The sequence below is a fragment of the Micromonospora sp. NPDC002411 genome (assembly GCF_053592955.1).
On record NZ_JBSFBM010000034.1, the window covers coordinates 1 to 23382 of the forward strand.

The window sequence follows — 23382 nt, forward strand, 5'->3', positions numbered from 1 at the left end:
TCGCTGCGCGAACTACTCGCGGTCGGGCGGGAGCTGCACGAGGAGGAACGCCAGCTCGGCAACGTCACCTTCCTGGCCCAGATGCTGGCGGTGGCCTGCACCCTCGCCGGCGTGGGTGTCGCCCCGCTGCTCGGGCTGGCTCTCGCCGGGGTGTGCACAGTGCTCTGGCGGCGGGCCGCTCGGTGATTTCGCTCAGGAGTCGCCGCGGCGGTCAGCCCACTCGTGCTCCAGGATGGACATGTCGTGGGCGTCGACCCAGTCGCCGTCGAAGCACAGAGCGTGGCGTCGGGTGCCCTCGTGGATGAAACCGACCTTTTCGTAGACGTGCCGGGCGCGGGGATTGAAGTCGAAGACCTCCAACCCCACCCGATGCATCCCCAGCTGGTCGAAGGCGTAGCCGAGCACGAGCCGGGCGGCCTCGGTGCCCAGACCGCGACCGCGGCCCTCCGGCCCGACCATGGTGCGGAAGTTGACGCTGCGGGCGTCGGGGTCCCACGAGTTGAGGACGACCTCGCCGACGACACGATCTGTTGCCTTGTCCACGACGACCAGGTCGAGCCGGTCGTCGGCGGCGCTCCGTGAGCCGTACCAGTCGCGGCTGCGCTCCAACGGTGGAGGCACTCCCAGATCCGCGCTGCTGCTCACACTGCCGGTCAGGCGGGCCACGTCGGGATCAGCCATGACCGCGGTCATGGCTTCGGCGTCGTCGGCGGTCGGTGGCCGCAGCGTGACCAGGCGTCCGGTCAGAGTGGGCTTGTGGCTGAGATCGGTCATCGGGTTCTCCCCGTGGACTCCCGGATGTCACGGCCTGGCCGCCTGACCCTAGCCGGTCGAGGTCGGGGGTGAGCAACCACATATCTGCCGGCGCGGTCGGTCGCCCGGTCGTCGACCGTGACACCTGTCGGGGTCGTTGAGGTGGCGGGCGCAGGTCAGGCACCACTCGCTCAGGCGGCACCTCGGTTCGTGGCCACCCAGTCGCGGGAAGCGGTGAACTTCTCCACCGGATCGCCGAGGACCTGCCACGGCCACTCGGTGACCATCCCGTCGAGCAACGCGAACGCGTGCGCGGCCGCGTCGAACTCCTCCGCCAGCTCGAAGGTCAGGGCGAAGATGGCCAGCCGAGGCGCCCAGCCGGGACCGGCGGGAACGTAGTCTGGGTGGAAGATCGAGCTCTCCGCCGCGGCGAGCAGCTCGGCGCGGACCTCGTCCGAATCGAAGTAGGCGTTGCCGTCCTCGATGTCGGTGGCCTCCCACCTCTCGAAGTGGGCGACGGCCACCAACTCGTGCAGGAGGCTGTAAGGCCCGGCCGCAGCCGCTGCACCCCTGGCGAAGTCGAACATCTCCTCGTGACTGCCGGACCACTTCGCGCACAGATATTGCAGCCGCTGCTCGTGCGCGACCACGTGCCCCGGGTGGAGTCGAGTCACCGCCTCGAAGCGCTCTCGGGCCTCCGCCGCCCCGACTCCCAGGCCGCGGGCGCTGGTGACCAGCCAGGCGCGGGCGGTCACGTTGTCGGGTTCGCGGGCGAGCACCTTCTCCAACAACGATTCGGCGTAGTGCAGCCGCTCGTGGAACCCCTTGAACTGCTCAGCGGTGGTGTACTTCGCCCGCTTGCCGCCGCGTGCCTCCCACGCCCAGTGCACCGCGTGACAGCCAGCGACCAGCACGGGGAGCGTCGAATCGGGCTCGGCGTCGATCCATTCTCCGATCCAGTCCTGGATCCCGTCGACGCCGCCGACCGCCTCCATGAGGAAGGCCATCTCGTCCGGGTCGGCGGCCATGGTGAGCAGCTCCCGCGCGAACTTCCACCGACGCTTCTCCAACGCTCGGATCAGGGCCTTCCGATGCGGGTCGCCATAGGTCGGGTCCAGGGCCGGTGCCTTGGACCGCTTCATGAATCCCCACATGCCACCAAACCCCCGTGCCACACGTCGCGATGGACGCCGATACTAAATGATCATGTCCGACCACTGCGGAGCGCGGGTGGGCGCCGTCGGCGGGGGTCGCCGCTCCAGCGGCATCGGCAAAACATGATCTAGGCGTGGCCCGTGGAACGTGATCTTATACGCACCAGCGATCCGAAACACTCTCCGAACCCTCGATTAACCGTCGGGGGCTTAGGTGGGGGAGCGCTCCCATGAGCGGGTCGCGATCGGAACAGTGCTCCACAAAGGAGCCATCGAAAGGAGCCTCGTGGCTACCAGCACGAGCGAACACAGGCTGCGGAGACTAGCGATACCGACGCTGGTCCTCGCCCTGATCACCGGAACCACCGGCGTCGCGGGATCGGCGTCGGCGGCACCCGCAGGGCCGTCGGGTGGCGGCAGCGCCGGCTACTTCACCACCGGGTCCGACAAGAAGGTCACCCTGACCGACGGCGCCGACCGCCGGCCGGGCGGCAGGAAGGCTGCCGACCAACAGGCCACGGCGGACGAGACCCGTCCCGGCATGTACATCGTCGAGCTGGCCGAGGAACCCCTGACCTCGTACGCGGGCGGCTCGGCCGGGCTGGCGCGGACCCGCCCGCAGGCGGGTGACCGGCTGGACGTGACGTCGGCACCGGCACGGGCCTACCGCGGCCACCTCGACGCCCAGCGCAGCGCCGTCGCCGCCGCCGCGAAGGTGCAGGTCACTGCCTCATACACCACCGCTTTCAACGGGTTCTCCGCGAAGCTGACCGCCCAGCAGGTGACCGCGTTGCGGGCGGACAAGCGCGTCCGCGCCGTCACCGCCTCACGGGCGCTCGGCACCCCGACGCCTCCGCCGACCGCACCGGCCCCCAGCGCCCCGGCCACGCCGAATCCTGGCGAGCTGGACCAACCGGCAGGAGCGGATTCCGCCGGCAAGCCGGACAAGCCCGGTAAGCCCGGCAAGCCCGGCCCGGGCACCGGCGCGGGCATGGTGGTCGGTGTCCTGGACACCGGCATCTGGCCGGAGAGCGCGTCCTTCGCCAAGAAGATGCCCGCCCCGGCGAACTGGCGTGGCACCTGCCAGACCGGTGTGGCCTTCGTGGCCGAGCACTGCAACGGCAAGATCGTCGGCGCGCGGTACTTCGCCGACTCGTGGTTGGCCTACGGCGGCACGGTGCCCGACGGTGAGATCCTGTCCCCCCGCGACGTGTCCGGGCACGGCACACACACCGCCTCCACCGCTGCCGGTCTGCCGCTGCCGAACGTCACGATCGACGGTCGTCGCTTCGGTCCCGTCTCCGGGGTGGCCCCGGACGCCCAGATCGCCGTCTACAAGGTGCTCTGGGGCGGCATGGGCTACGACGCCGACATCATCGCCGGCATCGACGCCGCCGTCGCCGATGGCGTGCAGGTCATCAACTTCTCGATCGGCTCCCAGCTCGGCGACTGGGAGGCCAACACCCCCATCGGCATCGCGTTCCTCAACGCCACGCTGGCCGGGGTCTTCGTGGCGGCGTCGGCGGGCAACACCGGCATCGTGAGCGGGGCGATCAGCAACGCGGCGCCATGGGTGACCACTGTCGGCGCGGCGGTGACGAAGCTCGACGAGGCGACGGTCAAGCTGGGCGACGGCACGAAGCTCGTCGGCGGTTCGCTGGACGCCCTGCCCGGTGGCGACTCGCGGCCGATGGTCTTCGGCGAGCAGGCCGGCTCGCCCGACCTGGGCGCTGTCTACTGCGAGCCCGGCAGCCTCGACGCTGCCAAGATCAAGGGCAAGGTCGTCGCCTGCGCGCTGTCCGACATGTTCGGCTCCGCCGCCGAGATCAAGGCCAAGGGCGGGGCGGCGATGGTGGTGTTCGACCCGGTCGGCAACTACCGGATCAACTCCATCTTCAACTTCCCGGTGGTCTACCTGCCGACCGAGAAGCAGGCCGGCTCGCTCTTCAACTACCTGATGCGCCACCCCACCGACGCGAAGGTCTCCCTGCGCAGCGGCGGTGACGGCTCCAGCGTCCCCGGCCTGCCCAGCGTGGCGGACTTCTCCTCCACCGGCCCGGACAAGGTGACCCTCGGCGTCTTCAAGCCGGACCTCGTCGCGCCGGGGTCGAACATCATCGCCGCGGTCTCGCCCGCAGGCAACTTCGGGCGGAACTACGACGCGTACTCCGGCACCTCGATGGCCTCGCCGTACGTGGCCGGCGCGGCAGCGATCCTGCGCGCCACCCACCCCGACTGGTCACCCGGCGCGGTCGCGTCCGCGCTGCGGACCACCGCCACCGACACCGTCGGCACCAGCGACCCCCTGGAGCAGGGCAGCGGGTTCATCAACCTGGCCAAGGCCACCGACCCCGGCCTGGTCATCCAACCGACGGCGGCGGAACTGGTCACCTTCAGCGAGACGGCCCAGCCCGACGGCAAGGAACTCAACCTGCCGGCCATCTCGTTGCGCGAGTACGACGGCACCCGCCCGGTGACCGTCACCCGCACCCTGACCAACGTGGGTAAGGCGAAGGAGACCTACCGTTCGTCGGTGTCCGGCCTGCCCGGCATGAAGGTCACCGTGTCCCCGGCATCGGTGACGCTGGCGCCCGGCACGTCCGCGACGGTGACCATCACCGTCCGTCGGGGCAGCGCGCCCTGGGACCGCTACGTGACCGGCTCGATCACGTGGCAGGGCAAGGCACACAGCGCCCGGATCCCGGTCGCCGCTCGCCCGTGGGGCATCACCCCCCGGCCGTACGCCGACGACGGCGAGGAGTTTGGTCGGATGACCAACGGCGCCTTCGGCTCGCTCCAGCCCGGCTTCACCGGACCGTTCGCCGGCCGCAGCACCGGTTACACGCCGATGCAGCGGACGTCGTACTCGATGCCGGCAGGCGTCTACGGCGGCGTGTTCGACCCGAAGGCCACCGGAGTGAAGAAGGTCGACTTCACGGTGCCGGCGAACACCGCAGGCATCGTGGTCGAGACCACCACCGACGACCCGAACACGAACCTCGATCTATACCTGTACAAGGGCGACGAGCTGGTCTACAGCAGTGACAGGTACTGGACCAGCGCGGAGCAGGCCTACAAGTTCCTGCCCGAGCCGGGGCGCTACACGGCGTACGTGTTCGCGCAGTACCCCGGTGGCCCGGTCGTCGACTTCCAACTCGGGCACGCCATCATCAGCCGAAACGCCACGTACGCGGGTGCCACGCTGGAGGCGCCCTCCACCGTGGAGCGCGGACTGACGTACGGGTTCACGCTGAAGCCGAAGAAGCCGCTGGCCGACGGCGATTTCTGGGCGTACACCGAGTGGAACACCAACGGGACTGTCATCCCCGGCAACCTCGTCTACACGCAGCAGAGTTCCTGGGAGTAAACAGTTGTGAGCTGTGGGGCGGTGCCGTTGTGCACCGCCCCACAGCCCTTCCGGCGACACCCGTGGGCTGGTGCGGCACCTCAGCTCACGCAGGTCCACGCCAGCAGCCTGACGACAAGGGATATCGTTCCGGCGTGCACCTTCGCCGAACGCCAGGTATGGGGTGGTCACACGATCAACGTCGCGCGGCCATCGCCGTGTTGCTGTCGGCCGCGATGATCGAAATCCGGGCCTTGGCATCGAGGCCAGACAGCTCGAAGCATCCGGACGGGCATCTTGTCGAGATCAGGCTCATCGCCGACGTCTGCCACAACCTGCCCGGTGCCGACCGACCCAGGCCAACCGGTGAATACGACGGACTCGTCTACACCTGGCAGAGCGCCAACGACTTCCAGCGCTCCTGGCTGCGTAAGCACTTCGCCCGCGCCGCGATCGACACGACGTTTCTGGAGCAGGCACCGCGGCTCCCACGGCCGGCGACCGCACCCGACACCCGGCCGAGCTGGAAGCATTGGCAGTTACCCCGCGATCCGAAGACGTTCCTCGCGGTCGACTCGAGCACCCTCGCCAACCTCGTGCGCCAAGCCCGCGCAGTCGACCGCCACGACCCCACGTACGGGCCGGCCCGCACCGCTGCCGGCGAATGGTTTCTCAACCATCTCGATCCGGACGGGCGGCACATCATCCGTCCGAGCCGCCACGGTGAGACGCTGTTCCAACCCGACGGACCAGCCGATCTTCGTCAGTATCGGGTGCTGGTGACGATGAGCGACGGGTCGCTCATCGTCGATCACCCTCGCCTTCGTGCGACGGACATCGCGGCGTTGCCCCGCAACCTTCATCTGCTGCGTCGCCTGCAACTCGCCGCGGTCCCGCCTCGCCGGCAGGAACTCGATCCTGGCCTCTGGGCACATCGACACCGCGCCACGCACCCAGACTGTTGCGACTTGACCGTACTCACCACGTCGAGTGACGGGTGACGTCATCGCACACCGTCGACAGTCCTCGCCGGCCCTCACGAAACAGGGCGGTGGCAGGCGGGGTCACCCCGCCCGCCACCGCCTTGCGATCAGTTGACCGTGACGGTCAGGTTGATCGAGCGGGTTTCCCCGCTCGTGTAGGTGGTCGTCACCCGGGCGGTGTAGATGCCCTTCCGGGGGTACGTGTGAGCGATCGACCGTAGCGTCGCCCCGTGCGTGATGGCGCTGTTGTCACCGAAGTCCCACGCGTAGTCGGTGATGCTCTGCCCGGACGGCGCTGTCGCGGTGGCGGTGAGCGTGGTGTTCAGCGTTCCGGTGCCGCTGGCCGGGTTCGCGGCCAGGGACAACGTCCCACCCGGTTCCTGTTTGACCCCGGCGCCGTTGAACCGCAGCCAGTCCAACGCGAGCAGGTCGGGGGTGCCGCCGGTCTGGGCGGTGTTGACGAACTTCGCGTACAGGGTGGTGGTGCCCGTCGGCTTGTTCGTCAGCGTGACGGTGGGGGAGACCAGGTTGTCCCACCCGCCGGTCGAGGCGACGGCGGCCGTGCCGATCAGCGTGCCGGTCGGCGAGCCGGTGCGCAGCTCGATGGTGCCACCGAGACCGCCGTTGGTCAGCCCGAGCGTCACCGAGCCGACGTTGCGCAGGTCCACCGGCCCGTACGCGACCCAGTCGTTGTGGTCGACGTCGCCGAGCCGCTTGCCGGCGCGGGCGGTGGCCCGGTCGTTGACGGTGACGCCGGACTGGGCGGTGAAGTGCTCGGCCTCCTTGCTCTTGGGCTGCAACTGCACGCGGGTCGAGCCGGTCAGGGCCGGTGCGCCGGCCGCGCCCCCGTCGGTGTACTGCGCGGTGATCAGGGTGTAGAGGTTCTGCCCCGGCCCGTGCCCGTCACCGGCGTCCGCCTCGGTGGAGAGCAGTCCCGAGCAGCCGGTGTAGACGTCCAACGGGTGGGCGTGCGAGTCGTGGCCGAGCTGCGTCTGCACTGTCACCTTGCTGCAGTCGACAGTGGTGTCCTCCGGGTCGGTGACCGTCACCGTGAACGGGATCTTGTCGCCGAAGTCGAAGAAGCCGCCGTCGGGCACGTTGAGGGTCACCGTGGGTCGGGTGTTGCCGACCACCACGTCGGTGACAGCGGTCGCGGTCAACCCGTTGCCGCTGTTGCGGACGGTCAACCGAGCCGTGTACTTGCCGGCGCTGGTGTAGGTGAAGCTCGGGTTGGCGGCGGTCGAGTCGGTGGTGCCGTCGTTGGTGAAGTCCCAGGCGTAGCTGAGTGCCGTGCCGTCACCCGCCGTCGTGCCGGCCGAGGAGAAGGTGACAGTGAGCGGCGCGCGTCCGCTGTCCGGGGTGGCGGCGATCTTCGCGGTCGGTGGTCGGCCGTTCGCCACGTAGTCGATCCGGTAGATGCCCGCCCCGGCGTTGCTGCCGCCGCGACCGCTACCGGTGCCCTCGCCGAAGTCGATGACGTAGAGCGAACCGTCCGGGCCGAACTCCGCCTCGAAGGGCTGGATCCAGCTCATGGTGTCGAAGATGCCGTTGATCGACTGGAGGTCACCGACGGCGGTCGGCCCGAAGCGCGCGTTGCTGAACGTCTGCGCCGTCTTGTGGATCGAGAGCGTCTTGAACCACCTGCGCGTCAGCTCGTAGGTGATCCACTTGCCCTCGAAGTACTCCGGGAACTTGGTGGTGCGGGTGTTGGCCGGGTCGTAGTCGTAGACCGGGCCGCTCATCGGCCCGCCACCGCCGGTGCCCAGCTCCGGGAACTGGGTGGACGCGGAGTACGCGTACCAGACCAGTGCCGACTTCGACGCCGGCAGATTGGTCAGGCCGGTGTTGTTGGGGGAGTTGTTGACCGGCGCGCCGCAGTTGAACTTCGCGCCCGAGGTGTTGGTGGCGAAGTTGTAGTCGTTGAACGGGATGTTGTTGCCCACGCAGTACGGCCAACCGTAGTTGCCGGCCGCCGTGATCCGGTTGAACTCGACAGTCCCCTCCGGGCCGCGGTTGGCATCGGCCGCGCGGGCGTCCGGGCCGTAGTCCGCCACGAGCACCGCGTTGGTCTGCGGCTCGACGGTGATCCGGAACGGGTTGCGCATGCCCATCGCGTAGATCTCCGGCCGGGTCCTCGCGGTGCCGGGGGCGAAGAGGTTGCCGCTGGGCACTGTGTACGTACCGTCGGACTGCGGGGTGATCCGCAGGATCTTGCCGCGCAGGTCGTTGGTGTTGCCGGCGGTGCCCTGGGCGTCCCAGGCGGCACGGCCGGAGCGCTCGTCGATCGGGGTGTAGCCGCTGGAGGCGAACGGGTCGGTGTTGTCGCCGATCGCCGCGTAGAGCCGCCCCGCCCCGTCCATGGTCAGCGAGCCGCCCATGTGCGAGTTGGCCCGGCCCTCACCCCGGTAGGTGGGGATGGTCAGCAGGCGTTTCTCCGAGGAGAGCGCGACGCTGTTGTTGGCGACCGTGAAACGGGACAGGTTGAGCTGTTTGAGGGTCTTGTCCGACCAGAGCAGGTAGATCCAGCCGTTGCTGGCGAAGTTGCGGTCCAGGGTCATCCCGAGCAGCCCGTCGGACTGGTCGGTCATGGCCGAGGTGTATGCGAAGTCCAGCAGCGTGGTGACCTGGAGGGTGTCCTGGTTGACCACCTTCAACGCGCCGGTGCGCTGGATGTAGTAGACCTTCCGGTCCGGGGCGACGGCCAGTTCGAACGGGTCGGCCAGGTTCTCGGTGACCAGACCAACCCGTTCGAAGTTGCTGCTCTTGGTGGCCGAGCAGTCGCCGGCTACCGCGCCGGCGGCCCACTCGATGCCGTAGCGCAGGTGCTCCAGGAAGGTCGCGCTGCTGAACTGCGAGCTGGCGTGCCCACCGGCGGTGAACCAGGACCGGCCGCCGTCGTAGCGCTGACACCAGGAGTACGCGTGGTCGACGCCCTCGTCCAGCCCGTTGATCCCGTCCCGCACCTTGATCTGCGCGAGGGTGTGCACGTTGCCGGTCGGGTTGGTCCGCCAGTTGTACCACTCCTCGCTCTGCTCCCAGAGCTCCGGCAGGTTGCGGGTGGAGGGGTGCGCCCGGTCGAGCACCTTGACGCGGCCGGGGAACGTGCCGCCGGTGGACGAGAAGTCCGGGTGGTAGTCGAAGATCGTGCCGACCAGGCCCTCGTACCACTGCCAGTCACGCTCGCTGGCCGAGGCGGCGTGCAGGCCGGCCCAGCCGCCGCCGTTGCGGATGAAGGTCTGCAACGCGGCCCGTTGGCTGGCGTTGAGCAGGTCACCCGAGGTTGGCAGCGAGTTGGTGTTGTTGAACACCAGGGCGTCGAAGGTGGCGAGGTTGGCGTCGGTGAACGCGGCGGCGTCGGTGGTGGCGACGACCTCGAAGTTGTGTGCGGTGCCGAGTTGCTGGATGGCGGCGATGCCAGCCGGAATCGAGTCGTGGTAGAAGTTCGTGATCTTGGAAAAGACCAGCACCCGGAAGCGGGGGGCGGCCTCGGCGGGCAGGGCGGTGGTGGTGCTCACCACGGCGACGACGGCGAGCAGGATGAGGCAGAGCGAACGGAGGTTTCGGGGCATGGGGGCGCTCCCTGTCGGACGGTGAGGGTCGGAAAGCGCTTTCTCGCTGCCCGCACCACGGTACTGACAGCCAGTGACGAGCGTCAATAGCAGGGGGGTAAGCGGTTTCCTGGCGGAGGGCGGCGCTTGCGTGGGGTCACCACATCGACGTTCTTCCCCTACGATCGGTGGCGGTCGACCTGGGGAGGTCACGTGACGACACCATCACCGTCCGACCGGATCGACACGAGCGTCGTGCACCCGGCCCGCCGCTACAACTACTGGCTCGGTGGCAAGGACAACTTCGCCGTCGACCGGGAGTCCGGCGACCAGATCGCCGCCGTCTACCCCGGGGTACGCACCCTCGCCCGAGAGAATCGGGCCTTCCTCGGCCGGGCGGTGCGGTTCCTCGCCCAGGAGGCCGGCGTCCGACAGTTCCTCGACATCGGCACGGGCATCCCGAGCGCGGACAACACCCACGAGGCGGCCCAGTCCGTCGCCCCCGAGGCCCGAGTGGTCTACGTCGACAACGACCCGATGGTGCTGGTCCACGCCCGCGCGTTGCTGACCAGCGATCCGTCCGGTGCCACCGCCTACCTCGACGCCGACCTGCGCGACCCGGAGAAGATCCTCGCCGACCCGCAGTTGCAGGCCACGCTGGACCTGTCCCAGCCGGTGGCCCTGGTGTTGATCGCCGTGACGCACTTCCTCACCGACGACGACCGCCCGCACGAGCAGGTCGCCCGGCTGCTCGACGCGCTGCCGTCGGGGAGTTGGCTCGCCCTGACCCACTTCACCACCGACCACATTCCCGTCGAGATCGTCAGACGGATGGAGGCCGAGTTCGCCGCCGGCCGGATGAAGCAGGACGCCGTGCCCCGCGACCGCGCCGAGTTCGCCCGCTTCTTCACCGGCCTGGAGTTGGCCGAGCCGGGCATCGTCCCGGTCACCGAGTGGCGGCCGCAGGTGTCACCGGAGCAGCGACCGCCCCTGGCCGACGCCTCCATCTACGGCGCGGTGGCCCGTAAGCCCTGACCGGGCTCTGTTGTTCCCCCTGGCGGGGGAGTCGGCACCACCGGCGGCGGGAGGCGTTCTCGCGCCGGCCGGGCGAGGGTGCTCCCATGCCCCATTTCGCGAGCCGTCGGTGGGCGTACGGCGCCCTGGCCTGGTTGATCTTCTTCGTGGTGTCCCATGTGGTTCTGCTGCTCTTCCCCGGTGACGATCCGAGCGCCCACAGCCCCGGCGGCACGAGGGCCTACACGGTCTTCAACGTCGTACTCATCGCGATGTCGCTCGCCGGGGCGGCCGTCGTCGTCGCGACGGTCCGTCCATCGGCTCGACCCCTGCCCCGGTGGTTGATCCTGACGCCGCTCTGGTTCGGAAGTGTCCTGCTCGTCGTCCGGGGTGTTCCGGGGATGGTCGAGAACCTGCTGATGGTGACGGGAGTCCGTCGTGGTGGATTCGTGGGGGCCCAGGACATCTCCACGGGTGAGTTCTGGGCCGGCCTCGCCATCAACACCTACTTCTTCGTCGGCGCGGTGCTGCTGGTCGGAGCAACGAACTCCTACGTCCGCCGCTCGGCGGGCCTGGCGGAGTGATGCGTGAGGGCCAGGCGGCCCCCAGCCATGGCCGACGCGCCCCGGTGTTCAGTGCGGGAACGCGCGGGGGATGCGGGTGTTCAGGAACTCCTCGCGGAAGGCTTGGATGCGCGTGATCACCTGCCGTCTGCCGACGGTGTTCTCGATGCGGTCGAGGTACAGGCATCGGGCGGCGAGTTTGTCGAGGTCGACGGTGAAGTACATCGCCATCAGCGGGTTGACGAACAGGTCCCCACCGCCGGTACGCCGGGTGAACCGGACGTCTCCGAACGCGCCGCTGGTGGCGGCGGCGATCTGTCCCTGCACGATGCTCGGCCGGTCCGGGGTGGCGGCCTGGGCGTCGGCGACAGCATCACGATAGAGCGCTGCCTCCCGGCTGGAACCGGGGATGGACAGGGCACCGAGGTAGCCGCCGTCGCGGTCGAGCGCGGCGAGGTTCTCCAGCACCTCGACGTGGTTGACGCCGTCGTAGGCGTCGATACCGAAGCCGAGGCTGGACACCAGCTTGATCGGGACGTCCAGCGCGGTCACCGCCGCGAGACTGGTGACGTCCTCCACCGGCGTGCCGAGATTGCTCTCGTCGCCATGCAGCAGGATGTCGGTGCCGCCGTCGACGAGCACGACCGCGTCGATGTCGAGTTTCTCGACCAGATGCCGGTACGCGGCCCGGAGCGGTTGGACACCGAGCGGTGGGAAGGCGTACACGGTCGACGGCAGATCCTGGGCCGCCAGCCACCGGGCGAGCGTCCGTTCCGGGAAGTACCAGTCCGGGCTGGTGGTGCCCGGCTGCACGGCAGCGACGTGCTCCGCGCTCCACGCGTCCTGGTCGATCAGTTCGAGTTCCGAGAAGGAAAGACTGGCCAGGTGCACCTGTGTGCCGCCGCGCCACAGGGCGAGTGCCAACGGCAGACCCGCGTACACGTCGAAGCCACCGCCCGCCCCGGCGATGAGGACGTTCCGCGCCGGGGCCAGCGCGGCGAACAGTGGGGGTACGGCCAACGAGAACACACCGAGATCGGTGGGCAGTGCGGCAGGGGTCGTCACCGCTCAATGATGAGGGGTGTCCCACCGATCCGTTTCGTCCAGGGAGAGGAACGCACACGGTGTACGTCAACCTGGCGACGAGCGCCGGTAGGCCCGGTCGACCGAACGAGGACTTCGTCGGCGCGGTGCCCGGTGCCGTCGTCCTGCTGGACGGTGCCGGCATCCCGGGAGCCGAGTCGCTCTGCTCCCATGGTGTCGTCTGGTACACCCGCCACCTCGGCGCCGCGCTGCTCGCGCACCTGTCGTACGACGACGGGCGAGATCTTGCGGCGGTCCTCGCCAGTGCCATTGTCGAGACGGCCGCCGAGCACTGCGACACGTGCGACATCGCAGATCCCCGCAGCCCTCAGGCCACCGTCGCGGTGCTCCGCGTCAACCGGGACAGCCTCGACTATCTCCTGCTCGCGGACTCCTTCCTCGTCTTCGATCTGGCCGGCGGCAGCTTTCACGTGATCACCGACGACCGCGAGGTGACCGCCAGGCGGGAATGCTCAGTGCCCCTGGACGGTCTCGCACCGGGAAACCCGGAGTACGACCGCGTCCGCGCCTCCTGTGCCGAAGCACTGCGTGCCCGCCGAAACCAGGTGGGCGGGTACTGGATCGCCAAGGACGACCCGTGCGCGGCCCAGGAAGCGGTGACCGGCAGCAGGCCTCTCGACGACCTCGACGGGGTCGCACTGTGCAGCAACGGCGCCAGCCGGATCGTCAGCCCGTACGCCCTGACCGACTGGCCCGGCGTGCTGGAACTGCTCGCCGCCGAAGGCCCGGCCGGTGTCATCCGTCGCGTCCGAGAGGCCGAAGCCCCGAGCGGTGGCTCCGAACTTCGGGTGCCGGACGACGCCACGGTCGCCCACTGCACGTTCGACACCACCTGCCACCCTGAGGACCGCCGACGAGGGGAGCATCCCGATGAATGTGACTCAACAGCTCCTCACGGTGGGAGCCGTTCTCGCGGGCGCGGTCCTCTCGTTCGTGGGCACAGGGCTCAACGACCGCACCGGAGCGTTTGGCTTATGGAGTGGTACGCGCACGGTTGGATCGAGGATGCCGATGCCGACGGATGGGAACGGGCGGTGGCCGATGCTAGCCGCGCGCGTACCGACTTTTATGCCGCAGCCCGTCAGAGTCTGAACATCCCGGACGCCAGGTTGACGGATGGCGTCTGGCCGGTCGAGTGGATGATGAGGCGAAAGCCCGCCACGGCGGCGGACGTGGCATCGCCCCGGGGGCACTGACCGGCGGGCGGTACGAGCAGGGCCCGATGACCGGGGACTGCGGACCGCTCTCGGCGGGCCGGCGTCGATGCGCCGGCCCGCCGGGCGGTGTCAGCTTCCGGTGCAGGTGGCGGTGGTTCCGCTGCCGTTTCCGGTGCCCTGGAATCCGAAACTGGTGCCCTGACCGGCGGCCAGTCGTCCGTTGTAGCTCTGGTTGGCGACGGTGACGGTGCCGCTGGTGCCGCTGGCGACGCCGTTCCACAGCGAGGTGACCGCCGCCCCGCTCGGCAGGGTGAGGGTGACGCGCCAGCCGGTCAGGGCGGCGGTGCCGGCGGTGACGCTGACGTTGGCGACGAATCCGCCGTTCCACTGGTCCTGGACGGCGTAGACCGCGGTGCAGGCACCGCCGCTGGGCGGCGGGGTCGTCGGCGGAGGCGTCGTGGGCGGCGGGGTGGTGGGCGGAGGCGTCGTGGGCGGCGGGGTGTCGTCGAGCGTCAGGTTCTTCTGCTGGACGGTCCACTGGGTGCGGCACAGCCCGCAGTTGGCGCCGACGAAGTTGGTGCCGGCGGTGTTGTCGCCCTTGAGGCGCCACTTGAAGTACAGCGTCGCCACCCGGCCGAACTCACCGCCGTTGGTCTGGTCGTAGGTGCCACCGTGTCCAACGTTCAGGTTGCCCATGAACGCGGGCAGCCCGGCCGGCAGTTTGCCCCAGTCGTCCATGGCGTTCGGGTAGGCGATGTCGCTGGGCCCGCCGACGAAGTAGGCGATCGGCTTGGTCAGCCTCCGGAGCTGGTAGTCGTCGGCGTCGTTCAGCAGACCGCTGCTGAAGATGCCGGTCGTGGTGACGCGCGGGTCGTTGGAGACGGCGTACGCCTCCAGGCCTCCGCAGGAGAAGCCCGCGACGGCGACTTTCGTGGTGTCGATCTTGTTGTAGTACTTGCTGCCCTGTCGGGAGTTCTCCGCGAACGCCCAGTCGATGGACTGGGTGAGCATCTGCGACGTGGTGGAGCCGGAGCCGTTCGGTGCTCCGTTGGCGATGGCGAGGAAACCGTGGGAGGCGATCTCGCGGAGGAAGTTGCCCTGGGAGAGCCCGTTGCCGGAGCAGCCGCCGTTGCCCCACGCGACGATGGGGAGGCGCTCGGTCGGGAGGTTCTGGGGCCGGAAGATGGTGTGGTTCGCCAGGCTGGCCGACGTCTCGTAGTCGGCGGGATAGGGACCGGAACCGCCTACCGCGGCGTTGGCCGGCGTCACGCCGACCGCCATGATCATCGAGGTGACCGGGACGAGGATGGCCGCCAGGCCCACGTAGATCTTCGACGTTCTTCTCATTCGCCCTCCAGTGGATGTCACGACGGTGCTCCCGGCCGCGGCGGACGTCCGTTCGCGTCCGACCAGGGTGGTGGCGGTGGCCGCGGGCCGGGTGGAGGTGGGCGGGGTCCACCACCCGGCGGTACGACGGGAGCTGTTTGCAGTTACTATCACCGGCGCAACGATAAGTGTCAATGTGAGGAGTCTGTGGTCGGCTCGTCCCTCGAAGCCTGGAAGTGCGTGACCCACGAGGCGGCGTCGGGCCAGTGCGGGGTGGCCACCTCGACGAGACGTCCCTGGGCCAGTGAACCGAGCGCGGAGTGGATGTCCAGGAAGGTCTCCCTGGCCCGCTGGCGCGGCCAGGGCTGCGGCAGCAGATGCTCGGGCAGGTCCGGGTCGATGTCCGCGAACCTGCGCCAGGAGTCCATGGCCGAGGTCCGCGCCACCAACGCCCCGGCGGGGTCCAGCGTCCCGTCGCGGGCGGCCACCCGCAGGTCCGCGTACCGCCCGATGAAATCCGAGTACGCCGAGGCGAGGCTGGTCAGGTCGTACGCGGAGGCCGGACCGTGCGGCCCGGACTCCTCGTCGAACCGGACGTGCAGGACCGACCACCGGGCGCCCGCGACGTGCTGCAACAGGTCATCGAGCGCCTCCCGCACCGGTGCGGCGTCGGACCCCGGCCGGATCCACACGCTGTCGTACAGGCCGACGAACCCGAGCGCGCCCAACGACCTGCGGACCGCGTGCCGGGCAGCCTGGCCGGAGCTCGGGATCGAGAAGGACGCCTGCACCCATGCGCCGGTCCAGGGCGGCGGGTGGGCACCGAAGGTCAGAAAGTGCCGCATCCGGGTGCGGTGCCGGGCGATCGCCCACGGTGTGAGGTGGTAGACCGGCGGCCGTCCGTTCCCCCGGGTCGCGATGAGACCACGCTTGACCAGCCGGGACAGGGCGGAACGGGCACTGGGTTCGCTGATCCCGAACTCCCGCAGGATCGCGATGACCGCCGCCGACGGCAGGTCGGCGTCCGAGGAGTCGAGATACTCGCCGAGCACTGTCGCCAGCAGGTGCTGCGGACTGGACCCGACCTGGGCCCGGGGCACCCGGACGTCGTCGGCGGGCTCGTGGACGTTCACCATCCCAGACTGCCTCACCCGGTGGTCAGGGCGTGGTCGGCGGGTGTCTGACGACGTCGGGCGCGGACGGGGGCACTATCGTTCTGGCGTGCACATCCGTTTCGACGTACCCGCCGACCCCGCCTACCCCGGCCGGGTGGCCGCCGCGCTCGGCGGCGTCCGCCTGCGCCGGTTCCTCTACATCGGTGCGGTGCTGGCGGCGGTCGGCGTGATCGGTTTCGCCGTCTCGCGGGGATCGGCGGCCGGCGAGCGAACCACCGGGCTGTGGACGACTCTGATCCTGGCCGGCGTGCTGTCGATGCTGTTCCTGCCATGGGTGCGCTGGCGCGCCCGCCGCCGGTCCGGCGGTTACGCCGTCGATGGTGCCTACGAGATCACCGACGACAACATCATGATGCGCAGCGGCTCGGAGTCCGGCGGCATCGCCTGGGACGGGGTCACCCGCGTGAAGGACACGAGTGACTTCTGGATCGTGTACGTCGACCGGATGCCGGCGACCGTGATCCCCCGTTGGCTGATGTCCGCCGAGGACGCCGAGACGCTGCGGACCTACATGACCGAGCGCGGCCTGCTCGCACCCCGCTGACCGCGCTACGAATGAGCGGCGGTCACCCGTCGCGCGTCGCCGCCCCGGTCAGCGTGTCCCGGCGGCGCAGCAGCGCTGCTCTCGCCCGGCGAGCCGCCCACAGGTTCACCACCGCCACCGCTCCCAACGTGAGCACGACGGCCAGCAGCGACGGTTCGAGCTTGTGTCGCGGCAGTGTGATGACCGACGCGCCGACCGTGAAGACCAGCCAGGCGCCGAGGCCGAGCCATCCGGCGACCACCCGATCCTGGGCGAACAACGGGGCCCGTCGGGTCACGGCCCAGCCGCCGAACACCGCCCAGCACAGGCCGATCGCCACCAGGACCGCGAAGGCCGCGGCCGTGCGCGGTGGCAACCCGGGCTCCGTTGCCCAGAGCAGGCTGATCAGGGCGCTCCCGGTCAGACCGGCGAGAGCCACGGCCAGGTAGCCGACCCGCCTCCGCAGCGACAGCGGCGCGTCGAGTCGTGCCAGCACCTCTTCCGGCGTCATGCCTCGTACCCCTTCCGTACCAGTTCGTTGCGTAACAACCTGCGGGCCCGGTTGAGCCGCGACTTGACGGTGCCGACGGGTACGGCGCAGATCTGCGCGCAGGCGTCCAGCGGCAGGTCCTCGAGGTAGAAGAGGAAGAGCACCTCCCGTTCCCGGACGGGTAGCGCCGCCAGCGCGCCGGCCAGCGTCTCGCGGTTGACGATCTCCTCCGCCTCGTCGTCGCCCGGCAGGTCGTCGATCGGCTCGGGATCCGGACGCGCGTACGCGGCCCGCAGCCGGTTCATCACCGCCCGACGGGCGATGGCGAACAACCACGGAGTGAACCGGTCCGGCTGCCGCAGCTTCGGCAACCCCCGGAACACCGCCAACCAGATCTCCTGCACCACGTCGTCGTCGGACCCGCCGAGCATCCGCCCGACGTACCGCTCGACCGCCGGATGCCAGCCCTGCACCAGTGCGGTGAACGCCTCCCGCTCACCGAGCTGACAGCGGACCACCAGCAACTCATCGCTCATCGGCCCTCCTTCGCCTGTTCAGTCGGCGTGAGGGCCCGGCAGGTTCACGTCCTGCCACCACAATCGCAGGGCGGCGTGTCGACGACCCGGGCAGGACCGGTCGGAGGCGTACCCCTCGTCAGACCAGCGGCGCCTGCGCGGACCGGTCGCCGTCGTCGGCGGCGCGGACCCCGACGGGTGCCGTGATCGGGGCGGCGACGATGCGACTGGGCAGCACCGGCGCGTCCCGGCCGGTGCCCCGTCGGCCGTCGCCGCCGCCGGACTCCTCGTGGTAGTCCTGCTCCACGTTGACCGACCAGACGTCGTGCGTACTGCCGGTGGCGATGTTCTCGGCGGTGAGCATCGCGGTGAGCATCGAGTGGTCCTGGTTGTTGTAGCGGTGCATGCCGTTGCGGCCCACCGGGTGCACGTTCGGTACCGCCTCGGCCAGCCACGCCCGGATCACGTCCACGTTGTGCTGGTAACGCTCGTCGTACACCGGGTAGGCCTTCGGCATGCGCACGACGTAGCCGGCCTCCACCACACCGGGTCGGACCAACCCCAACCGCTCCAGCTCCGCGGTCGCCACCGCGACGAGGTCGGCATCGGGGGTACGCCACATCTCGTCGCCCTCGAACACGAAGTACTCCAGGCCCAGGCAGGTGCGGCCGTCCTTGACGAGGTACGGCGACCAGGAGCCGAAGTTCTGGATCCGGCCCACCCGTACCCCCGGGTCGTGCACGTAGATCCAGTTGTCCGGGAACGAGAACTCCGCCGGCACCACCAGCGCGACGGTCAGGAAGTCGCGGTAGCGCAGGTCGGCGGCGCAGGCCAGCACCTCCGGGGGCGCCGACGGACGCAGTGCGGCCACCAGTTCCGAGATCGGCATGGACGAGATCACGTGGTCGGCCGGCTGGGTGCGCTGCCCGCCCGCGCCGTCGACAGTCACGCTGATGGCGCGCCGTCGTTTCGGGTCGCGGTGCACGGCGGTGACCCAACTGCCGGTCGACAGGTGACCGCCACGCTTGCGGACCTGCTCGGCGCAGCGTTCCCACATCATGCCCGGCCCGTACTTCGGGTACTGGAACTGCTCGATCAGGCTGGTCACGTCGGTGCGCCGGCGGCTGGGCAGCAGCGCGTTGCGGATGGCAGTGGCCAGCGACAGGTTCTTGATCCGCTGCGCGGCCCAGTCGGCCTGCAACCGGTCCGCCGGCATTCCCCAGACCTTCTCGGTGTACGTCTTGAAGAAGATCGAGTACAGCCGCCAGCCGAACCGGGCCGACACCCAGCCCTCGAAGTGCGACTGGTCCCGGGGTGGGCGCAGTCGGGCCCGGGCGTACGAGCCGAGGCAGCGGGCCGCCTCCGGCAGCCCCAGGTTGCGCAGCGCGTTCATGGCGCTGAGCGGGTAGTTGAACAACGCGCCCCGGTAGAAGATCCGGCTCATCCGGGGCCGGGTGAGGAAGTCCTCGTCCGGCAGGATCTCGTGCCAGAACGCCTCCACCCGGGGCACCTTCGTGAAGAACCGGTGCCCGCCGATGTCGAATCGCCACCCGTCGCGTTCCACGGTCCGGCTGATCCCGCCGACCACCTCGTCGGCCTCGAACACCTGGACCGGCAGGCCGTGCCGGAGCAGCTCGTACGCGGCCGTGAGCCCCGCCGGCCCCGCACCGATGACCACCGTGCCGTGCTGCTCGCTCATGCTGCCGCGCTCCTGCCCACCGTCATGGTTGAGGTGCGGCGCGTACCCGTTCTGCACGGATTGTCACCCTTGTCCTGGGTGATTTCCGCTTCGGCGTGGCACGCGGCGGCGTACAACGGGAGGGGGCGACACCCGCGCGCGACGGGCGGGCCGGCGGACCGGGGGAGCGGGGCGGATGCACCGGTGGCGAGGCGGCGCGGCGACGCTGGCCGCGCGCACCGTCGCGGCCGGCCACGGCGCAGCCCGCCTGGCCCGTCGGGTGCCGGCGCCCTGGGCGCACGTGATCGGCCTGTTCCTCGGCGCGAAGCTGCTGTTGACACTGCTCGGTCTGCTGGTCCTGCACGCCTGGGACGGCATCCCCGGCGCGCCCCCGGCGGACGAGGCGTTGATGTGGGCCCAGCAGCGGGAGATCTCCGGGCACCGGTGGATCTCCTTCTGGTTCGCCTGGGACTCGCTGCTCTACCTGCGGCTGAGCGAGCTGCCCCTGACCGGGCCGTGGCGGGACTTCGGCTTCCCCCTGCTGTACCCGTTCCTGGCCCGCCCGGTCGGCGCGCTGCTCGGCGGCGACACCGCGCTCGCCCTGCTGCTGATCAGCAACGTCGCCTTCCTGCTGGCCCTCTGGTACGGCTACCGACTCGCCGAGCTGCTGCTCGGCGGCGCGGACGCGGCCCGCCGGTTCACCAGGTACCTGGTGCTGCTGCCGACCGCGTTCCTGTTCCAGGCCGCGCTGACCGAGTCGTTGTTCGTCTGTCTCGCGCTGGCCGCCTTCTATCACGCCGAGCGGAGCCGCTGGCTGCTCGTCGGCGTCATCGGCTACTTCCTGGCGATGAGCCGGTCCGTCGGCCTGCTCGTGGCACTGCCGTTGGCGCTGGTACTGCTCCGTCAGCACGACTGGCGGCTCGGCCCACGCGCCCTGCTCGGCTACCTACGGATCGGCTGGCCATTGCTGCTGCTGCCCGCCGGATGGTTCACCTTCATGGCGTACTGCCGGTGGCGCGGCGGCGACTGGTTCGCCTACCAGCACGCCCAGGAGACCGGCTGGGGAATCCGGGTGCAGAACCCGCTGCCGGTGCTCCTGCACGGGCTGGCCGGGGAACCGCGCGACGCCGCCCGGGTCTGGTTCGCCGTGGCCGTGCTGGTCGTGCTGGCCGCCGGGTTCCGCCGTCGGGAACTGCCCTACCTGGTGTACGGCGTACTCATGGTGCTCGTGCCGCTGTCGATGGGCCCGGCGGTGTACAAGAGCCTGCTGCGCTACCTGCTCGCCGCGTTCCCGGTGGCGCTGGTCCTGGCTCGCTGGGCTCGCCACGCCGGCGTCGACGTCTGGCTGACCGCGACACTCGCCGTGGTGCAGGGGGCGCTGTTCGTGCTCTGGCTCAGCTACTGGACCCACATGATCATCTGATTGCGCCGGCTGTCGTCCGGGCAGGATGGGCAGATCGCCGAGCGTGCCCCGGTGCGGCCCGGACGTCCGGGCCTGTGCGAGCCTGCTACCGACGTTCGACGCACACCAGAATGGAGGCCCGGTGTTCGCCCTGCCGCTGACCGAGGATGTCGAGCTCCGCCCGCTGGAGCCGTGGCGGGCCGAGGAGTTCCTCGCCCACATGGACCGCGCCCGCGAGCACATCCAGCCGTGGGTGTCGCCGTCCTTCGCCGCCACCGACCTGGCCTCGGCCCGAGCGGTGTTGCAGCGGTACGCCGACCGCTGGGCCAGCGACAGCGGAGGCATGTGGGGCCTGTGGTGGCGGGGCACCCTCGTCGGCGGGGTCATCTTCGTATCGTTCGACGCGACCAGCGGCGCCTGCGAGGTCGGATGCTGGGTGGAGCCGGCAGCCGAGGGCAGGGGCATGGTCGCGCCGGCGATCCGCCGGATCGTCGACTGGGCGGTCCGCGAGCGCGGCATCCAGCGGGTGGAGTGGCGGACCAACGCCGACAACATTCGCAGCAAGGCACTCGCCCGTCGGCTCGGTCTGCGCCTCGACGGCACACTCCGCCAGCTCAGGCCCGGTCCGCACGGGCGAATCGACCTCGAAATCTGGTCGGTGCTGGCCGACGAGTGGCTGTCCGCGGCGAGCGGATCGCCGGCCACCGTCCACTGACGACGGATTTCTGTCGTACCCGGTCGCCACCATGCATTCATGGCCGTCCCCGCGCTCACCCCTCATTCCGACCCGCCGCGTTCCGTGCCGCTGCGTGAGGCGCGCACCCGGTTCAGCCAGCTCGTCGCCCTGGCCGAGCTGACCGACGCGGTCACCGTCGTCACCCGCGACGGCGACCCCCGCCCGGTCGCGGCAATCGTCCCCGCCGCAGCCGCCCGCAGTGGCGCCCAGGCCCGCGCCGACGCCGACCGGCTCGCCGCCGTCACCGCCGGCTGGGCCCGACGCCTCGACGATCAGCACCGACGCAGCAGTCAACGACACGCCGCCGAGCTGGGCGCGGTCCGCGCGGCACTGGCCGAGGCATGGGCCGAGCTGGATCGCCGCGTCATTCCAGGCAGCGACCCCGCGCTGGCCCGACTGCGTGCCGCGCACACCGACCTGCTCGCCGGCTGACCGCCTCCGCGCGGCACAGGTGGCGGCGCACAGTTCCGCGTCCCGGGCACGCGGACGGGGCACGTCGGTCTGTCGGGTCGCCCAGACCGGCCGTTGGGGTTCGTCGTTGTGCACAGCGTGCCGTAGTGCAGAGTCGGGCGAGCAACGGAGAACCCGCGGCGACGTATCCTTCGTCCGTGGGACTGCGGTTCACGACGCGCGGATCGGACTCGCCTTGGGTGGACACCGTCTGGACCTGCACGAGCGAGCAGGTCACTGCGATGACGTCCGTCGCAGGGGTGCGGTGGGGCCTGGTGTTCTGGGAACAGGCCAGCCGGGCCCACACGGTCATCACCGGTCCCGAGACCCGGACTGGCGTGGCGCCGGTGCCGGAGGGTGCGACCTTCACGGGCATCGAGTTCGCCGTGGGCACCTCGCTGCGGGCCGTGCCCACCTCGGCGCTGACCGACGGTGGCATCGTGCTTCCCGACACCACGCGCCGGACGTTCCGGCTGGACGGGGAGCGCTGGGAGACGCCCTCTCCCGACGACGCCGAGGCTCTGGTCGACCGTCTCGTCCGGGCCGGGATCGTGGTCCGTGACGCACTCGTCGTCGACGTGCTGCGGGGTCACCGCCCGGCCGTCTCGGGACGCACTGTCGAACGCCGGTTCCGCGCCGCGACCGGACTGACGCAGGGCGTCATCCGGCAGATCGAGCGTGCCCGCACAGCGGCGGAACTACTGGCTGCCGGCGACCTGGCCGCCGACGTCGTCGTCAAGCTCGACTACTACGACGAGCCGCACCTGGCCCGAGCGCTGCGCTCCTACGTCGGCCGCACTGCCCGGCAGCTGCGCGAGGGGGCGGGTGGCGCGATCGCCCTCGACCTGGATCACCGCTTGACGCCGTAGACCAGCTTGAGGATCCCGTTCGGGTAGCTCTCCGATTCCCGCAGCGTCAGCATGTGCTTGTCCCGGTCGGCCCGGCCGAACAGGCTCTTGCCGGCACCGAGCAGCACGGGGAAGACAAGCAGGTTGTACTGGTCGATCAAGCCCGCGTCGGACAGCCGCCGAGCCAGCTCCGCGCTCCCGTGGATGAAGATCGCGCCGCCTTCGCCCTCCTTGAGCGCGGCGACGTCCCCCGTGGAGCGCAGGATGGTGGTCGGCCCCCACCCGTCGACGACGGCGTCGTCGGACAGCGAGGTCGACACCACGTACTTCGGCAACTCCTTGTAACCGGCGTGGTCCTCCGAGCCGGGCCAGACCGGCGCGAACGCCTCGTAGCTGCGACGGCCGAACATCAACGCCGTCGTGTCGGTGAGCTCCTCGCCCTTCAGCGACCAGGCTTCCGGGACGAACTCGAGGTCCTTGAACACCCACCCGCCGCTGCGGTGCTCCTCCGAAGGCCCGCCGCCGGGGGAGTCGACGACGCCGTCCAGCGACATGAAACCGGTGTAGACCAGGCTGCGCATAGTGCTGTCTCCTCATGTTCCGGCAAGCTGCCGGAT

20 protein-coding genes and 1 pseudogene are annotated in these 23382 nt (G+C 70.1%); 11 read left to right on the forward strand and 10 right to left on the reverse strand.

Annotation, left to right across the window (positions count from 1 at the left end; all coding sequences use genetic code 11):
- Nucleotides 1-96 (forward strand): annotated as a pseudogene (locus ACWCO3_RS06960) (TetR/AcrR family transcriptional regulator); the annotation flags it as partial.
- A gap of 96 nt (nucleotides 97-192) precedes the next feature.
- Here the strand turns inward: ACWCO3_RS06960 and ACWCO3_RS06965 are convergent.
- Both ACWCO3_RS06965 and ACWCO3_RS06970 read right to left on the reverse strand, forming a co-directional pair.
- Entirely contained in the window at nucleotides 193-774 is a 582-nt protein-coding gene (locus ACWCO3_RS06965; protein WP_145781128.1) for a GNAT family N-acetyltransferase, read from the reverse strand.
- A gap of 170 nt (nucleotides 775-944) precedes the next feature.
- Entirely contained in the window at nucleotides 945-1907 is a 963-nt protein-coding gene (locus ACWCO3_RS06970; RefSeq protein ID WP_145781130.1) for a DUF4034 domain-containing protein, read from the reverse strand.
- 286 nt (nucleotides 1908-2193) lie between these two features.
- Between ACWCO3_RS06970 and ACWCO3_RS06975 the strand changes: the two genes are divergently transcribed.
- Nucleotides 2194-5274, forward strand: coding sequence for a S8 family peptidase (locus ACWCO3_RS06975; protein WP_450008910.1), 3081 nt, complete (start codon nucleotides 2194-2196; stop codon nucleotides 5272-5274).
- 197 nt (nucleotides 5275-5471) lie between these two features.
- A complete protein-coding gene (locus ACWCO3_RS06980) occupies nucleotides 5472-6254 on the forward strand; it encodes a hypothetical protein (RefSeq protein ID WP_145785607.1) in 783 nt (260 codons plus the stop codon).
- 89 nt (nucleotides 6255-6343) lie between these two features.
- On the opposite strand, the gene ACWCO3_RS06985 is transcribed toward ACWCO3_RS06980, so the two are convergent.
- Nucleotides 6344-9805 (reverse strand): ThuA domain-containing protein, encoded by a 3462-nt coding sequence (locus tag ACWCO3_RS06985; protein WP_450008913.1) that lies wholly within the window; start codon nucleotides 9803-9805, stop codon nucleotides 6344-6346.
- 192 nt (nucleotides 9806-9997) lie between these two features.
- On the opposite strand from ACWCO3_RS06985, the gene ACWCO3_RS06990 reads away from it, so the two are divergent.
- Nucleotides 9998-10819 (forward strand): SAM-dependent methyltransferase, encoded by an 822-nt coding sequence (locus ACWCO3_RS06990; protein ID WP_244311692.1) that lies wholly within the window; start codon nucleotides 9998-10000, stop codon nucleotides 10817-10819.
- Between the two features lie 86 nt (nucleotides 10820-10905).
- A complete protein-coding gene (locus tag ACWCO3_RS06995; RefSeq protein WP_145781138.1) occupies nucleotides 10906-11382 on the forward strand; it encodes a DUF3995 domain-containing protein in 477 nt (158 codons plus the stop codon).
- Between the two features lie 48 nt (nucleotides 11383-11430).
- Here ACWCO3_RS06995 and ACWCO3_RS07000 read toward each other — a convergent pair whose 3' ends face one another.
- Complete coding sequence (locus tag ACWCO3_RS07000) at nucleotides 11431-12426, reverse strand: DUF1152 domain-containing protein (RefSeq protein WP_244311693.1); 996 nt, start codon at nucleotides 12424-12426, stop codon at nucleotides 11431-11433.
- 59 nt (nucleotides 12427-12485) lie between these two features.
- On the opposite strand from ACWCO3_RS07000, the gene ACWCO3_RS07005 reads away from it, so the two are divergent.
- On the forward strand, nucleotides 12486-13661 hold the full coding sequence (locus ACWCO3_RS07005; RefSeq protein WP_450008916.1) for a hypothetical protein: 1176 nt from the start codon (nucleotides 12486-12488) through the stop codon (nucleotides 13659-13661).
- A 90-nt stretch (nucleotides 13662-13751) separates the two neighbouring features.
- Here ACWCO3_RS07005 and ACWCO3_RS07010 read toward each other — a convergent pair whose 3' ends face one another.
- Nucleotides 13752-14969, reverse strand: coding sequence for a cellulose binding domain-containing protein (locus ACWCO3_RS07010; protein ID WP_145781142.1), 1218 nt, complete (start codon nucleotides 14967-14969; stop codon nucleotides 13752-13754).
- Nucleotides 14970-15139: 170 nt separating this feature from the next.
- Complete coding sequence (locus ACWCO3_RS07015) at nucleotides 15140-16081, reverse strand: PaaX family transcriptional regulator (RefSeq protein ID WP_450008918.1); 942 nt, start codon at nucleotides 16079-16081, stop codon at nucleotides 15140-15142.
- An 88-nt stretch (nucleotides 16082-16169) separates the two neighbouring features.
- On the opposite strand from ACWCO3_RS07015, the gene ACWCO3_RS07020 reads away from it, so the two are divergent.
- A complete protein-coding gene (locus ACWCO3_RS07020) occupies nucleotides 16170-16667 on the forward strand; it encodes a YcxB family protein (RefSeq protein WP_358163953.1) in 498 nt (165 codons plus the stop codon).
- Nucleotides 16668-16689: 22 nt separating this feature from the next.
- Here ACWCO3_RS07020 and ACWCO3_RS07025 read toward each other — a convergent pair whose 3' ends face one another.
- The 3 genes from ACWCO3_RS07025 to ACWCO3_RS07035 form a co-directional block, all read right to left on the reverse strand.
- The gene (locus ACWCO3_RS07025; RefSeq protein ID WP_450008920.1) at nucleotides 16690-17157 is read right to left on the reverse strand and encodes a hypothetical protein; all 468 of its coding nucleotides are present in this window, start codon (nucleotides 17155-17157) and stop codon (nucleotides 16690-16692) included.
- Nucleotides 17154-17672: an RNA polymerase sigma factor gene (locus ACWCO3_RS07030; protein WP_145781150.1), complete on the reverse strand. Its 519-nt coding sequence runs from the start codon at nucleotides 17670-17672 to the stop codon at nucleotides 17154-17156. Before ACWCO3_RS07030 ends, ACWCO3_RS07025 begins: the two co-directional genes overlap by 4 nt.
- 118 nt (nucleotides 17673-17790) lie before the next feature.
- On the reverse strand, nucleotides 17791-19350 hold the full coding sequence (locus tag ACWCO3_RS07035) for an NAD(P)/FAD-dependent oxidoreductase (protein WP_145785611.1): 1560 nt from the start codon (nucleotides 19348-19350) through the stop codon (nucleotides 17791-17793).
- 175 nt (nucleotides 19351-19525) lie between these two features.
- Between ACWCO3_RS07035 and ACWCO3_RS07040 the strand changes: the two genes are divergently transcribed.
- The 4 genes from ACWCO3_RS07040 to ACWCO3_RS07055 all read left to right on the forward strand — a co-directional run bounded on the left by ACWCO3_RS07040 (nucleotide 19526) and on the right by ACWCO3_RS07055 (nucleotide 22786).
- Nucleotides 19526-20752: a hypothetical protein gene (locus tag ACWCO3_RS07040; RefSeq protein WP_450008922.1), complete on the forward strand. Its 1227-nt coding sequence runs from the start codon at nucleotides 19526-19528 to the stop codon at nucleotides 20750-20752.
- A gap of 121 nt (nucleotides 20753-20873) precedes the next feature.
- A complete protein-coding gene (locus tag ACWCO3_RS07045) occupies nucleotides 20874-21446 on the forward strand; it encodes a GNAT family N-acetyltransferase (RefSeq protein WP_357833948.1) in 573 nt (190 codons plus the stop codon).
- A gap of 39 nt (nucleotides 21447-21485) precedes the next feature.
- Nucleotides 21486-21899, forward strand: coding sequence for a type II toxin-antitoxin system Phd/YefM family antitoxin (locus ACWCO3_RS07050; RefSeq protein ID WP_145781155.1), 414 nt, complete (start codon nucleotides 21486-21488; stop codon nucleotides 21897-21899).
- A gap of 176 nt (nucleotides 21900-22075) precedes the next feature.
- Nucleotides 22076-22786 (forward strand): helix-turn-helix domain-containing protein, encoded by a 711-nt coding sequence (locus ACWCO3_RS07055; protein WP_450008925.1) that lies wholly within the window; start codon nucleotides 22076-22078, stop codon nucleotides 22784-22786.
- Here the strand turns inward: ACWCO3_RS07055 and ACWCO3_RS07060 are convergent.
- Nucleotides 22768-23346, reverse strand: a complete 579-nt coding sequence (locus ACWCO3_RS07060) for a dihydrofolate reductase family protein (protein WP_145781160.1) — start codon at nucleotides 23344-23346, stop codon at nucleotides 22768-22770. The two genes, ACWCO3_RS07055 and ACWCO3_RS07060, sit on opposite strands and share 19 nt — an antisense overlap.
- Between the last annotated feature and the right edge of the window lie 36 nt (nucleotides 23347-23382).